The organism is Zoogloea sp. (assembly GCF_023150065.1).
Lineage (GTDB): Bacteria > Pseudomonadota > Gammaproteobacteria > Burkholderiales > Rhodocyclaceae > Zoogloea.
In genome coordinates, this window is the sequence record NZ_JAKLLN010000020.1 from 1 (window position 1) to 12587 (window position 12587).

The following is a 12587-nucleotide window of genomic DNA, read 5'->3' on the forward strand; positions in this document are numbered from 1 at the left end:
GGGACTGCAATTTTTTTCGGGCACGCAGCTCCAGCATCGCTTCCCCGTAGGCCTCCTGCAGTTGCTTGATCTGCTTCTCGTACTGCTCACGGATGTCCAGCGGGTTGGCACGCAGCGCGTTCTCCATGCCCCGCTTCGCCTCATCGATCCAGGTCTCGATCTCTGACGGGGGCAGATCATAAGAACGGCTGGCCTCTGCCACCGTCGTCTTCCCCTGCAGGATTTCCATCACCAACGCGCTCTTGCGCTTGGCTGTCCAGCGTTTGATTTCGTCTTCCATGGCCGTGCTCATGTGTCATTCCTTTCAAGGTTAACACCTGAGCAGGATTTCACTGGGTCAATACACGGGCACGCGTTTCTCGCAGCCTCTGGCGGGCTTCGGCCTTCAGCTCCCGCGCGTCTTGCTCGATGCCGTAGAGCGCAGCGATGCGCTCCAGCGCCTCGCCGGCGATCTGGCTTTGCCCGTGCTCCTGGAGCTCGAAGAACTTGCGCCGCGCGTGGGCCATGCAGCCGGCTTCGGTCACGCCTTTGGCGATCAAGGCCTTGTAGCCCGAGTAGTCGTCGCAGACGAGGGTGCCACGCCAGTCGCCCAGGAAGTCCTGGGCGTGTTTGCCGGCGCGGCTCTCGGCAAAGTCGTAGATCACCGCTCGGACCGGATCGTGGGCGCCGATGCTGTAGGACCACAGGTAGGCCCGGTGGGTCTTGCCGGCCCCGGGGTCGAGCATCGCCACTGGCGTCTCGTCGGCATGCAGTACCGGGAAGGCGAGGAGTTCTACCTTCAGGGCATCGACCAGGGGCTGAAGCTGGACACCCATCTGGCAGACCCACTTGCCGCGGATGTGGCGCTCGACGCTGAAGATGCCCGGGGTGTAGTCGAGCTTCTCGGCGACGTCCTCGCCGATGCGTTTCATCTGGCAACCGCAGGCGCAGAGGGTGGAGTCCGGTTCGTGATGGATCTCGGTGCGAGGCAGTTCGGGCGGCAGGGGTTTGCGCTTGGCCTGGCCCTTGGCGGATGCGGGTTTGCCGGAGAGCTGTTCAAGCTCCTCGGTTATCGCAGCCAGGTCGGCCTCGACCGTTTCCTCGAACAGCTGGGCCTGCTCTGCCGACAGGCGCTCGGTCTTGACCCCGAAGCGCCAGCGCTTGTGCAGTGCCAGCTCATGGGTGAGCTGGTTGATCTTGCTTTGGCGCCAGGTAAGCTCCCGATCCTGCGCGATGAGCAGCTGGCGCAGGGCGTTGGCGTCGAGTTCGTGGAGGTTGGTAGGGAGAGCCATGCGCAGATCATGCCGCCACAGCATCGCCCCGGCCATCGGGGCATCCCCCGATGGTGGACCTTTAAATCATCCGGATCACACCGTCATCCCGCAGCTGTTGCCAGGGAAGCCCCAGCACCAGCGCGTCGAACTGGGCCTGGGAGAGCGTGAGCGAACCGTTCCCCGCCGCCCAGTGAAAGCGCCCCTGGTGGAGGCGCCGGCAGGCGAGCCAAATCCCCTGGCCGTCGTGGATCAGCACCTTCATCCGGGTGCCGCGCCGGTTGGCGAAGAGGTAGGCATGATGGGGGCGCGCCTCGCCGAAGACCTGTACCACTTGGGCAAGGAGCGTGTCCATGCCGGCGCGCATGTCGAGCGGCGCCACCGACAGCCACAAGGCTTCGACCCGGATCACCCGAGCCACTCGCGCAGCCAAGCACCACAGGCTGCGGCCGAGGACGCGGGCCACTCGACCGTGACCACTGCAGCACCTTTGCGCAGTTCCAGCCGGATGGGGGGATCAACGTGGGGGGAAAGCTGCACCGGGACAAAGCCGCCCATCGGCTCGGAGGCCGCCACACGTAAGGGCAGGCAAGACAACGCCGGCGGCTCGATGCCCCGCTCGCGCATCCAGCGCCGCAGCTGGTTGGCATTGATCCCGTTCACCAGGGCCACCCCGGCGACCGACGCGCCGGGCTCCCCGCAGGCTTCGATCAGGGACTGTTTGAATGCCTCGGAGTGGGTGCGACGGGTACGGCGGGGCTTCGTGACGTTCATGAAAGTGTCCACTTCTATGCGTAGTGGACACTATGCTTAGCGAGCTAAGCCGATGGGGGAAGATGGGTTTGCCGGGGGCTTACCCACCTTCGGCGGCTTCAATGAGCACAGAGAGAACCTCGGCGCTGCCGGGGTTTTTACTTTCTTGGGCTTTCGCACTGAACCGCCACGACCCTAGGGGTTGATATCTGCCAGGGTATGCTTGTGGGGGCCACTTGGGACGAGATTCGGTGAGGCGCTTACATAGGTCGGGTGGGGCGAGTTTCAGCTCGAGCCGCCTTCGGCGTTCACTGCCGCGAAGACCTCACGGGCGGCGTTCAGGCCGTTGAGTGCCGCCGGAAACCCGGCATAGACCGCCATCTGCATGATCACCTCGACGATCTCTTCCCGCGTGACGCCGACGTTCAGTGCGCCGTGCAGGTGAACCTTGAGTTGCGGCGCGGCGTTACCCATGGCCGTGAGCGCCGCCACCACGGCGATCTCGCGACTGCGCAGATCGAGCTCGGGGCGGGAGTAGATGTCGCCAAAGGGGAACTCGATGAGATAGCGGGCGAAGTCAGGCGCGATGTCAGCCAGGCTGGCGATGACGCGCTCACCCGCCTGGCCGTCGATTTCGCGCAGCTTTTCCAGGCCGCGGTGGTAGCGGGGATTGGTGTCGGGGGTCATGAGAATTTTCCTTCCGTGGTTCAGGCGCGTAGCGAAGGGGTGTCTCCAGATCCCGGTAGTGCTCGATCTTGGCGTGCAGCGCCTGGGCGGCCTGCTGCATGGCGTCGATCGAAGCGAGCACCTGCGCGAGGTGCTGTTCCAGCATCTCGCGCCGCGCGGGCGCGGTACCTTCCCCTTCGCTGCGAAGTTGGGCGAAAGCCTGCATCTGCCCGATGGGCATCCGGGTTTCGCGCAGGCGCAGCAGGAATCCGATCCAGTCCAGGTCCGAGGCCGAGTAGCGGCGCTGGCCGCCGGGCGCGCGGGCGACGGGCACGATCAGCCCGGCACGCTCGTAGTAGCGCAGGGTGTGTGCCGTCAGGCCGGTGCGTTCGGCAACTTCGGTAATGGTCAGGAGGGATGCCATGGGAAGGATTTTCAAAGTTCGAGTGCGCTCGAAGTCAAGCCCTTCCACTTGGCGATGTCAACCGCTACCCACCGACTTGGGCGCCTGCCCGAAGTGCCGGGAGAAGGCCGCGCTGAAGCTGGCCGGGTGGCCCTTCTCGTCGTCTGCCGCGCAGGTGGTGGTGGTTGCCGGTTTGGGGGTTGAGCCCTGGGGCGCTGGGCACGACGCTGGCCGGTCCCCGTCCCCGACGCTAGGGCTGCGCGACCCCCAGTTCTTCGATGCTTGCCGGCCCCTGGCGGGGTTCGGCGGAGATGGCCTGGAGAAAGGCGAACAGGGCTTTTCTTTCGCGGGCGTTGAGGCCGAGGGGGCGGACTTCCGGCGAGGTGACGGGAAGATCGGGCTGGTATTTGGCCGGGCCGGTGGGGCGGAACTGGACCATTCCCGCGTCGTACATGGCGATGACGCCCTGGTTCTCGGTCAGGGGGAAGCGGCCGTTGTGCATGTAGTTGCCGGTGTGCATGACGTCGCGCAGGCTGGGGGTGCGGAAGCGGCCCTTGTCTTCGGGCCGGCCGGTGACCTCGAATCGTCCCAGGTCTTCCAGCTCGCGGCCATGGAAATGCAGGCCGTTGCTGTGGAAGCGGTTGTCGGAGAACAGCGGGGTGTTGTGGCAGTTGATGCAGCGGGCCTTGGTGCGGAACAGGTGGAGGCCCCACAGGGCGTTGTCGGAGAGGGCCTGGGGCTGGCCCTTGAGGAAGCGGTCGAAATCGCTGTCGCGGCTGATGAGGGTGCGTTCGAAAGTGGCGATGGTCTGGGCGATGCGCTCGATGCTCACCGCGCGGCTGCCAAAGGCCGCCTCGAACAAGGGGCGGTAGTCGGCCCGGGCGGCAACCCGGGCGACCGCCTCGGCGGGCGTGGAGTGCATCTCAAGGGGGTTGGCGATGGGGCCGCTGACCTGCTCTTCGAGGCTGGCGGCGCGGCCGTCCCAGAACAGGTCCTCCACGTAGGCCGTGTTGAGGATGCTCATGGAGTTGCGTGTGCCGAGCTGGCCGATGTGCCCGGGGGATACGCTGCGCCGGTCGGTCCAGCCAGTGGCCGGGTCGTGGCAGTGGCTGCAGGCGATCTGCTGGTTGCGGGAGAGGATGGGGTCGAAGAACAGGCGCTGGCCGAGGGCCACCTTGGCGGCGGAATAAGGGTTGCCGGCGGGGAAGGGGACAGGCGGTAGCAGGCCCAGGTCGGCGAAGCCCGCCTTGACGCTGTCGTCCACCGTGGGGGCGGGCCAGTGGGGCTGATGGGCAGCACCGGGGACGTAACGGGCGTAGGCGCTGCGCAGGCGGGCCAGTTCGGCGGCGGGCAGATCCTGCTCCGGCGCGGGCCGCGGCCGGGCCAGGCTGGGGCGGCTCAGGGAGGCGTGGAGCAGCAGGCCGGGGGGCTGGCCGGTGTCGGGGCAGTGCTGGAAGCAGTAAGGGGCGAGGCTGCCGTCCGTGTGCCGGGCCCATACCGGGGTGTCCGGGCGCAGGCCGGGAAAGGCCGCCTGCAGTTCGGTGGTGGAACCCGGCGTGGTGCTGCGGAACAGGGCATGGATTTCGTCAGGGGTGGGCAGGCGCCAGTTGCCGAGGCCACAGGGCGCGGCCTGGCGGAGGCGGTGCTCGGCCGCGTCGAGCTGGCCCCGGGTGAGCGGGCCGGCCAGGTGCCACAGGCTCTCGACGGTGAGCGGGGTGGGGCCCTGGGTGTCGTCAACGCAGGCGGCGGCCTCTCCGGGTGCGGCGGCGATGCCTTTGCCGATGAGCGGGACGAAGCGCCGGGCCGGCGGGATGTGGGGCAGGGGCGGGTCGTCCAGGCGCGGGCCGCGGACCAGACGGAGGTGGGCGTGGTCGCCCCGGGCCAGGCTGATGCCGGGCTGGATGTAGTGCCCTGCATCGAAGGCCACCGCGAGGACGCCGTCCACCCGGCGCAGTGTGCGTGTCCAGTAGAAGCCGGCGCGCCGGTCTGGGAAGGCCTTGGCGTCGACGGCCGGATCAGTCGCCGCGGCAGCCCCGGTGCGCAGGGTTTCCAGCTCCCTGGCGCTGGGCAGTCGCCAGTCGGTGTGGCCGCACAGCGCGCTGCGGTTGACCGCGGCGACGTAGTCGGTGGCCCGGCAGCTGGCGGTATGGCCGCCACAGTCGGGTGGATGGATCGGTGCCGCGGCGGGCTCGGGCAGGTAGCGGTGGTCGGCGGCCCGCGGGCCAGCCGGCGTTTTGCGTTCCCAGCTCAGGCCGCTGGCGGTGTCGATGACGCAGGCGGCCGAGGCTGCATCGGCGGGCGCTCCGCCGGCATCCTTGAAGCTGTAGCGGGAGGGGCCGACCGGCAGGGTGCAGGAGGCGGCCAGGGGCAGGAAGGCGAGGGCGAGAAGGTGCCGGTTCATGGGGCGTTCAGGGTTGGGCGGGCAGCATGGCGGCCCGGTGGATCTTGAGCCGTGGGGCGAGGCTGCGGATGCGCTGGTTGACTGCGGCCGCGTCGAGCTGCGCCAGGGCCGCGGTGGTCCGTTCGGGGCGGAGCAGGTCGCCGTCCTGGCGGTAGCTGCGCAGCATGGCGGCCATGCGTGATTCGTCGGAGGCCTGCTGCGCGGGTTCGGCGGATTCGCGCTGACGCCGGAAACGTTCGATGGCGTCTGCATCGAGGCCGTGGGCAAGCAGGTCGTCGAAGGTTTGCAGGGTGTGCCGGACGAGTTCGTCCTCCCGCTCCGGCGAGCAGGTGAAGCGGATGCTGCCGAGGAAGTGCTTGTCCACGGCATCGATCTGGTTGCTGACGCTCACGCTGTAAGTGCCGCCCAGGTTCTCGCGCAGCTCGGTGCGCAGCCGGGTGCTCAGTTCGCGCATCAGGGCCTGCAGGGCCAGTTCGTTTTCCGGGGAGGCATCGTCGGCGGGGCCCTGGATCGACAGCAGGACTTCGGTGCGCTGGGCCGTGCCGCCGTGCAGGCGCAGATCGGCCGGCGGGCTGCGGCGGCGCAGGGGCCGGGCCGCAGGGGCGGCATCCTCGTGCGCCGGGAGGCTGGCCAGGTAGCGCTCGACGAAGGGGCGCAGGGCCGTCGGCTGGCCGGGCGTGAGGAGGATCACCGTGCTTTCGGCGGGTGGCAGCAGTGCCCGCACGATGTCCCGGGCACGGGCGCTGTCGGCCAGCCACAGGATGTTCTCGGAGTCCAGTGGGGTGCTGCGGGGGTCGTCCAGCAGGCTTCGGCGGACGGCTTCCTGGAGTTGCCAGGAGGGGTTGCCGGCAAGCTCCTTCAGACCCGCCCGGATGCGGGCCATCTGGGCCGGGCTGGCGACGGGGCGGGGCCGGGTGAGCTGCAGGTGGAGCAGCTGGAAGGCGTCTTCCAGGTGGGTGTCGGGGCTGGTGATGATGATCTGGCTGCCCAGGTCGGCGGCGCTGCTGCGGATGCCGATTCCGCGCTGGGCCTTCCAGCGGGAGAAGGGTTCGGCATCCATGTTGACGGTGCGCCGGTCGAGCCAGGACAGGGCCTGGCCGGCGAGGGGGTGGTTGCCGTCGGACAGGTGCAGCAGCCCGCGCGGGCTGTGCAGGCCGATGGTGAGGGTATTGCCCCTGCGGGTGCTGGGCACCACCAGGGCTTTGAGGCCGTTGGAGAGGGTCCAGGCCTCGCCGCCGGGAATGCCGTCGAGGGGGGCGATGGTGGTGATGCTGCCGGCCTTGGGTGGGTCCGTCAGGCGGACCAGGCGGACGTCCTCCTGCTTGCGGGCAGGGGCCGCGGCGGCCGGGCGGACGGATTCCTCCAGGCGGGCAAAGTGCGCCGCATCCAGCGGCGGGGTGTCGAAGTCCTTGCCTTCCCAGATCACCAGCTGCTCGGCGCTGGCCCGCATGTCCAGCCACGCGGCGTTCAGTTCGCCAGGCTCGAGCATGAGCAGGCGGTCGGCCAGCAGGGCGTGGTGCTGGCGGGGCGACAGCAGGGGCTCGCCGTTGCTGCGGGCCGCTTCGAGGCGCCCGATGAGGGTGCGGGAGTCCATCAGCGTGGTGCCGCTGGCGAGCTGCTTGAGGCCGGTGACGAAGAGGTCGCGCTGGGGGCGCAGTTCATCCAGGGAGAAGCCGTTGCGGTCCAGGTCGCCAAGCTCGGCGAGGAGCTGGCGGGCGCCGTCCTCGGCGCTGTGCCCGGCGGCCAGGGGCAGACGGGCCTGGAGCATGCGGCTGCCGTCGGGCAGGGGGGCGAGCTGCAGGCTCAGGCTGGCCCGGTGGCCTTGCTGGCGGGTGGCGCTGCGCTGGCTGGCCAGCCGCAGGGCCAGGTTTTCGACGGTATGGGTCCACAGGGCTTCCTGGCTGTTCAGGACCAGCCGGGGCTGGCGCTGGGCCAGGGAGACCGCCCGGGTGCTGCGCTCCGGGTCGGCCAGGGCGAGGTGGCGGATGCCGTCGGTCACCGGTCGCAGCCGCGGCGGGCGCTCCGGGAAGGGGCGGGCGGGGAGGCCGCCCAGGGTGCGCTCGATGAGCCCCTGGAGGTGCCGGGGGTCGAAGTCGCCGACAGCGAGAACGTGCATGTTGCCAGGGGCGTACCAGCGTTCGTAGAAGGCCTTGAGGCGGGGGGCCTCGGCGGCCTGTACCTGTTCCATCACCCCGATCGGGTTGCGCTCGGGGTAGTGGCTGCCGGGCAGAATGGCACTGATGAGGCGGGGCGACAGGCGCTGGCCGGGGCCCTGGCGGGCCCGCCATTCGGCTTCGATCACGCCCCGCTCGCGGATCACCTCGTCGGGGCTGAAGCTGGCGTGGGCGGCCCATTCCCGGAAGATCTCCAGGGCTTCGGCGAGCCGCGCCGGCTCGCTGTCGGGCAGGGTCAGCATGTAACGGGTCTGGTGATGACCGGTGAGGGCATTGGAGTCGCGGCCAAAGCGCAGGCCGAGGGCTTCAAGGCGCGTGACAAGGCTATTGCCGGGGTAGCGCGCGGTGCCGTTGAAGAGCATGTGCTCGACGAAGTGGGCGTAGCCACGCTCATCGTCGGCTTCATCCATGGCACCCACGTCAACCGTCAGCCACAGGTGGATCTGGCCCTTGGGGTGGGCGTTGGGCAGCAGGCTCCAGCCCAGGCCGTTGCCAAGCCGCCCACTGCGGAGCTCCGGGTGGGTCGGCAGGGGGGTATCGGCCAGGGCGGGGAGGGCGGCGGCCAGCAGGCAGCCCAGCAGCAGCGCGAGCGGCCGCCGGGCGGAGGGGCGAAAAGAAAGCAGGGGCATCAGAAGCGGTAGCCGAGTTCCAGCCAGAACTGCCGGCCGGCCTCGTAGATGGTCGAGGTGGAGGTGGTGTCCAGGGTGTTCGTGCGGTTGAGCAGGTTGTTGATGGTGAAGGTGACGAAGGCTTCCTGGCCGGCGGTGGTGGGGATGCTCCAGTTGATGCGGGTGTCCCAGGTCAGGGCCGGGCCGAAGCTGACCTGGTCGTAGCTGTTCACCTGGGTGCCCTGGTAGTCGGCCTTGCCGTTGAGGGCCATCTTCTTGAAGCCGGTGCGATAGCGCAGGAAGTTGCCGATCTGCAGCCGGGCCTGGGGGATGTAGGTGTTGAAGAGCAGCCGCAGGGTCTGGGGCCGGGCGTAGTTGTCGGCGGGGCGGTCGGCCCAGCGGATGAACTTGCCGTCGTAGCGCACCATGCGCTCCAGGTCGCCGCTGCCGAGGTCGCTGAGGGTGTCGGCGTAGCTGGCATGGGAGGTCTCGACCCGGGTCCAGTCCAGGGCGCCCATCACCGTGGTGGTGGTGCCGAAGGCCTGGATGGGCTTGCGGCTCTCGTAGGCCAGGGACCATACGCTGCTGTCGGACTTGCCCACGTTGTCCCACCAGTAGTTGCCGGCCGAGCGCAGGTGGAGGACGACTTCATCGCGGCTCTTGCGCCCGACCCGCTTCAGGGTCCATAGGCCATCGGCCCATTTCTGGCGGACGCCCAGTACGGTTTCATCGCTGTAGGGCACGTCCAGGTCGCCGATGTGGTACATGGCGGCGGTACTGGAGGGGGTGGGGGTGCCCCACATGCCGAGCACGCCGCCCACGAGGTTGCGGTCCTGGGTGGCCATCTGCAGGGACAGGCGTTCGCGGAAGGTGTGGAACTGCATGAAGTTACGACCGTAGTAGCGGTTGTAGCCGCCTTCCAGCACGGTCTGGCCGTTGCCCAGGGCGTCGAGGAAGAGGGCACTGCGCGGCGCCAGGCTGCCCTTGGGCGACAGGTTGCTGTCGTCGTAGCGCAGGCCCAGGCGGGCGGTCAGGCGATCGTAGCGGATCTCGTCCTGGATGAAGGCGCCCTGGCTGGATTCGTTTACTTCGAACTTGCCCGCCTGGTAGATGATGCGCCGCTTGAGGAACTGGCCCTTGCCGGTCGAGGTGGGCGCGAGGGAGCAGGTGGCGCTGTCGATGGTGCCGTCGGCCTGCATGCAGGTGGTGGTGGCTGTGGCGACGGTGTATTGCTCGTACTGGGTGCTGCGCTCGTAAAAGGACTCCTTGCGCTCCAGCTCGATACCGGCCTGCAGGCGGTGCTCCATGCCCAGCAGGGTGAGGGGCTTGAGGTCGGCCCGGCCGGTGTAGTTGAGGGTGTCCTGCTGCTGGTTGATGTCGCCGTAGCCGCCTTCGCCGCTGCTGCTGCCCGGCACGCCCCAGTTCTTGTCGGCGGCGGAGTAGCTCCACTGCTTCCAGGTGCTGGCGTCGCCATCCCGGGAGCTCTTCATGCTGCTCCAGGTGAGGCGCTGGGTCAGCTTCACGTCGTCGAAGCGCTTGACCAGGCCGGCGTTCACGCCGACCCCGCCGGACTCCAGGTGGAAGAAGCTGTTCCGGGCGTTGCTGATGAAGTAGTCGTTGTCGGACGGCGCATAGCTGATCGAGAGGTCCAGGTCGGTGTCCCGGTCGAGCTTGGCGAAGCCCTTCAGGAAGAGGTTGTCGATCTGGCGGTGCTGGACCTTGCGCGTGCTGTCCCCGGCCATGCCGGCGTTCCCGGTGTAGCCGGCGAGGGGGATTTCCGCGCTGCGGCGGACGAAGCTGCCGATGAAGCCGAAGCTGTCATTCACCTTGGATTCGATGGCGGCCCGGTAGGTCATCTTGTCGAAGCGGGGCTGCTCGGTCATATCGGCGGAGCGTTCGTAGTCCTGCCTGTCGGCCGGGGCGACCTTGGCCTGCATCCATTCGGAACGGGTCATCTCCACCGACACGCGGCCGCCGAGGCTGCGTTTGGGCGCGCAGGTCTCGGCGCTGACCACGCCGCCGCTGAAGCGGCCGTAGGCGGCCGGCACGTTGGCGTCGCGCACGGTCACGTCGCAGATCAGGCTGGAGTCGATGGCGAAGCCCTGGCTGGCTGAGGGCGGGCTGTTGTTGCTGTTCACGCCGCTGAGGCTGGCGCTGGTGCTGGCCGGGTTGATGTCGTTGTTGATCGGCATGCCGTCCAGCTGGTAGAGGTTAGCGTAGAACTTGGCGCCGTTGATGCTGATGTCGGCGGGGGCGATCTCGCCCTGGGAGCCCGAGCGCTGCTGCTGTTCGCTGAACTGCACGCCGGGGTGCAGCTTGAGCAGGCTGGTGATGTCGCCGTTGCCGGAGGGCATGGCGCGCAGGGTGGCTTCATCCACGCTGAACACGCCGACCGACGGATCCCGCTCCCCCTTTACCCGCACCGGCGCCAGAGTGGCGTCGTCGCTGGCCGGGGTGCCGGGCGGCGGCAGGGCGGCCGTTTGCGGCACGGCTTCCACCAGCACCGCGTTGCCGCTTACCGGGCGGTGCCGCAGGCCGCTGCCGGCGAGCAGCTGGTCGAGGGCTTCCAGCGGGGTGAGGCGGCCCTGAACGGCCGGGGCCGTCTTGCCGGCAACCACGCCGGGGGCGTGGGAGATCTGCAGCCCGGTCTGCTGGCCGAGCACGACCAGGGCCGCACCGAGGGGCTGGGCGGGGATGAGGACGCTGACTTCCTGGGCGTGGGCAGCAGGGCAGGCAAGGCCGAGCAGCGCCGCGGCGAGCAGGGCGGGAGCGGTGGGGCGAAGTGCGTTGGTTTTCATCGGGGCAGTCGAATGGTTGTTGTTCGATGCCTGTAAGACGCTGCGGACAGGGGGCTACCTCACCCCCTTGCGCAAATATTTTTCAGCGCACCACCCGAATGCCCGGCAGCCGCATCACGCGGCGCTCGGCGGCGGCGGCGAGCAGGGCCAGGGCGGTGTCCGGGTCCTTGCTGCTGACGGTGCCGGAAACCCGCTGCCGGCGGGCGTCGGCCGAGGGCACCAGGATGATCAGGTGGGTGTGGCGGCCGAGTAAGGCGAGGGCATCGGCCAGGGGCGTGTCCTGGAACACCAGGGTGCCATCGGTCCAGCCCTCCTCCTGGGGCAGGGCGCGGGGTTCGACGTGGATGCCGGTGACGTCGAGGCGTACCCGCTCGCCGGCTCCCAGCGTGGCCGGGGGGGTATCGGCCGGACACTCGCTGCAGGTGGCCCGCACCCGGCTTTCGAAGACGCTCAAGGTGGTGCTGCCGGTTTCCTGGCTGACATCAAAACGTGTGCCCAGGGCTTCTGCATTTCCGTCCTGGGTCTTGACGGTGAAGGGACGAGGCGGGGTCTGGCGGGCCACCTGGAAGTGGGCCCGCCCGGCCAGTAGTTCGATGTGCCGGCCGGCGGCATCCATGTGCACCCGGATGGCGCTGTCGGCGTCGAGGGTGGCGATGGAACCATCGGCCAGGGTGATCCGGCGGATTTCGGCCTTGTCGGTGGCGTAGTCGGCCTGGCGTAGGGGGAGGAGGGCCTCCCGGGCGGGGGGGAACAGCACCACCAGGCCGCTGGCCAGCAGGATCGCCGCCGCCGCTGCCCGCGGCCGGCCGCGGCACAGGCGACGCCTGAGGGTGCCGGAGTCCACGTGGCCCATCTGGGCCCAGATCCGCTGCAGGCGCTCGAAGGCGCTGCGGTGCCTGGGGTCGGCGGACTGCCAGGCCTGGAAAGCGGCTTCCTCATCGGCGCTGAGGGGGCCGCGTCCGTGGCGGATGACCCAGCGGCCGGCTTCCTCCAGGAGCGGGTCCGGGTTCGCAGGGCTGGACATTCAGCCAGCCAGTACGGTCTGGCAGGCCAGCAGGACGCGCATCATGTGCTTTTCCACGGCGCTGACCGAGATCCCCAGCAGGCGGGCGGTTTCGGCATAGCTGAGGCCGTCGAGCTTGTGCGCTACAAAAACCTCGATGCTGCGGGTGGGTTGAGCAAGGAGGACCTGCTCAAGACGTCGAATGGTATCGGCCGCCGCGACTGTGTCGAAGGTGTCCGGCGCGGCGGCATCCCCGTGCAGTGCGCCATATTGCTCGAGGGCGGCCTCTTCCCGGCGCCGCTGACGGTGCCAGTCCATGGCGATGTTGGCCGCCACCCTGAACACGTAGGCCTTGAAATTGGCCGGCGGCAGGCTTGGTCGGGCGGTATTCAGACGAAGCCAGGTGTCCTGGGCGCAGTCCCGCGCGGTCTCCCGGGAACCCGTGCGCAGGGACAGGAAATCCACGATTTCCGAGTAATGCGCGACCAGGGTTTGGGGGAGACAGGCAGGCATTGGTTTGGGCTGGAAGGC

Annotated in this window: 11 protein-coding genes; all 11 read right to left on the bottom strand. The window is 68.9% G+C overall.

The window, feature by feature from the left end:
- Positions 1–292 (bottom strand): transposase (locus L6Q67_RS18610; RefSeq protein ID WP_296573024.1); only part of this gene is annotated, 292 nt, incomplete at its 3' end.
- A 37-nt stretch (positions 293–329) separates the two neighbouring features.
- Positions 330–1271: a transposase gene (locus tag L6Q67_RS18615; RefSeq protein ID WP_296573027.1), complete on the bottom strand. Its 942-nt coding sequence runs from the start codon at positions 1269–1271 to the stop codon at positions 330–332.
- 61 nt (positions 1272–1332) lie between these two features.
- Positions 1333–1671 carry an IS66 family insertion sequence element accessory protein TnpB gene (tnpB, locus tag L6Q67_RS18620; RefSeq protein WP_296573030.1) on the bottom strand — a complete coding sequence of 113 codons (339 nt, stop codon included), beginning with the start codon at positions 1669–1671 and terminating at the stop codon, positions 1333–1335.
- The gene (locus L6Q67_RS18625; RefSeq protein ID WP_296573033.1) at positions 1659–2024 is read right to left on the bottom strand and encodes a transposase; all 366 of its coding nucleotides are present in this window, start codon (positions 2022–2024) and stop codon (positions 1659–1661) included. Before L6Q67_RS18625 ends, tnpB begins: the two co-directional genes overlap by 13 nt.
- Before the next feature lie 264 nt (positions 2025–2288).
- On the bottom strand, positions 2289–2690 hold the full coding sequence (locus L6Q67_RS18630) for a carboxymuconolactone decarboxylase family protein (protein WP_296573037.1): 402 nt from the start codon (positions 2688–2690) through the stop codon (positions 2289–2291).
- Positions 2617–3093: a MerR family transcriptional regulator gene (locus L6Q67_RS18635; RefSeq protein WP_296573039.1), complete on the bottom strand. Its 477-nt coding sequence runs from the start codon at positions 3091–3093 to the stop codon at positions 2617–2619. The genes L6Q67_RS18630 and L6Q67_RS18635 overlap by 74 nt, the downstream gene beginning before the upstream one ends.
- A 229-nt stretch (positions 3094–3322) precedes the next feature.
- Positions 3323–5473, bottom strand: coding sequence for a cytochrome c peroxidase (locus L6Q67_RS18640; protein ID WP_296573041.1), 2151 nt, complete (start codon positions 5471–5473; stop codon positions 3323–3325).
- A 7-nt stretch (positions 5474–5480) separates the two neighbouring features.
- Positions 5481–8276 carry a pitrilysin family protein gene (locus L6Q67_RS18645; protein ID WP_296573044.1) on the bottom strand — a complete coding sequence of 932 codons (2796 nt, stop codon included), beginning with the start codon at positions 8274–8276 and terminating at the stop codon, positions 5481–5483.
- The gene (locus tag L6Q67_RS18650; RefSeq protein WP_296573047.1) at positions 8276–11053 is read right to left on the bottom strand and encodes a TonB-dependent receptor; all 2778 of its coding nucleotides are present in this window, start codon (positions 11051–11053) and stop codon (positions 8276–8278) included. The genes L6Q67_RS18645 and L6Q67_RS18650 overlap by 1 nt, the downstream gene beginning before the upstream one ends.
- A gap of 82 nt (positions 11054–11135) precedes the next feature.
- On the bottom strand, positions 11136–12077 hold the full coding sequence (locus L6Q67_RS18655) for a FecR domain-containing protein (RefSeq protein WP_296573050.1): 942 nt from the start codon (positions 12075–12077) through the stop codon (positions 11136–11138).
- Positions 12078–12569, bottom strand: a complete 492-nt coding sequence (locus L6Q67_RS18660; protein ID WP_296573059.1) for an RNA polymerase sigma factor — start codon at positions 12567–12569, stop codon at positions 12078–12080.
- Between the last annotated feature and the right edge of the window lie 18 nt (positions 12570–12587).

Excerpts from the sequence above, each read along its gene's own strand:
- L6Q67_RS18615 (WP_296573027.1), bottom strand. The coding sequence starts at position 1,271 with ATGGCTCTCCCTACCAACCTCCACGAACTCGACGCCAACGCCCTGCGC.
- L6Q67_RS18625 (WP_296573033.1), bottom strand. The coding sequence starts at position 2,024 with ATGAACGTCACGAAGCCCCGCCGTACCCGTCGCACCCACTCCGAGGCA.
- L6Q67_RS18630 (WP_296573037.1), bottom strand. The coding sequence starts at position 2,690 with ATGACCCCCGACACCAATCCCCGCTACCACCGCGGCCTGGAAAAGCTG.
- L6Q67_RS18635 (WP_296573039.1), bottom strand. The coding sequence starts at position 3,093 with ATGGCATCCCTCCTGACCATTACCGAAGTTGCCGAACGCACCGGCCTG.
- L6Q67_RS18640 (WP_296573041.1), bottom strand. The coding sequence starts at position 5,473 with ATGAACCGGCACCTTCTCGCCCTCGCCTTCCTGCCCCTGGCCGCCTCC.
- L6Q67_RS18645 (WP_296573044.1), bottom strand. The coding sequence starts at position 8,276 with ATGCCCCTGCTTTCTTTTCGCCCCTCCGCCCGGCGGCCGCTCGCGCTG.
- L6Q67_RS18650 (WP_296573047.1), bottom strand. The coding sequence starts at position 11,053 with ATGAAAACCAACGCACTTCGCCCCACCGCTCCCGCCCTGCTCGCCGCG.
- L6Q67_RS18655 (WP_296573050.1), bottom strand. The coding sequence starts at position 12,077 with ATGTCCAGCCCTGCGAACCCGGACCCGCTCCTGGAGGAAGCCGGCCGC.
- L6Q67_RS18660 (WP_296573059.1), bottom strand. The coding sequence starts at position 12,569 with ATGCCTGCCTGTCTCCCCCAAACCCTGGTCGCGCATTACTCGGAAATC.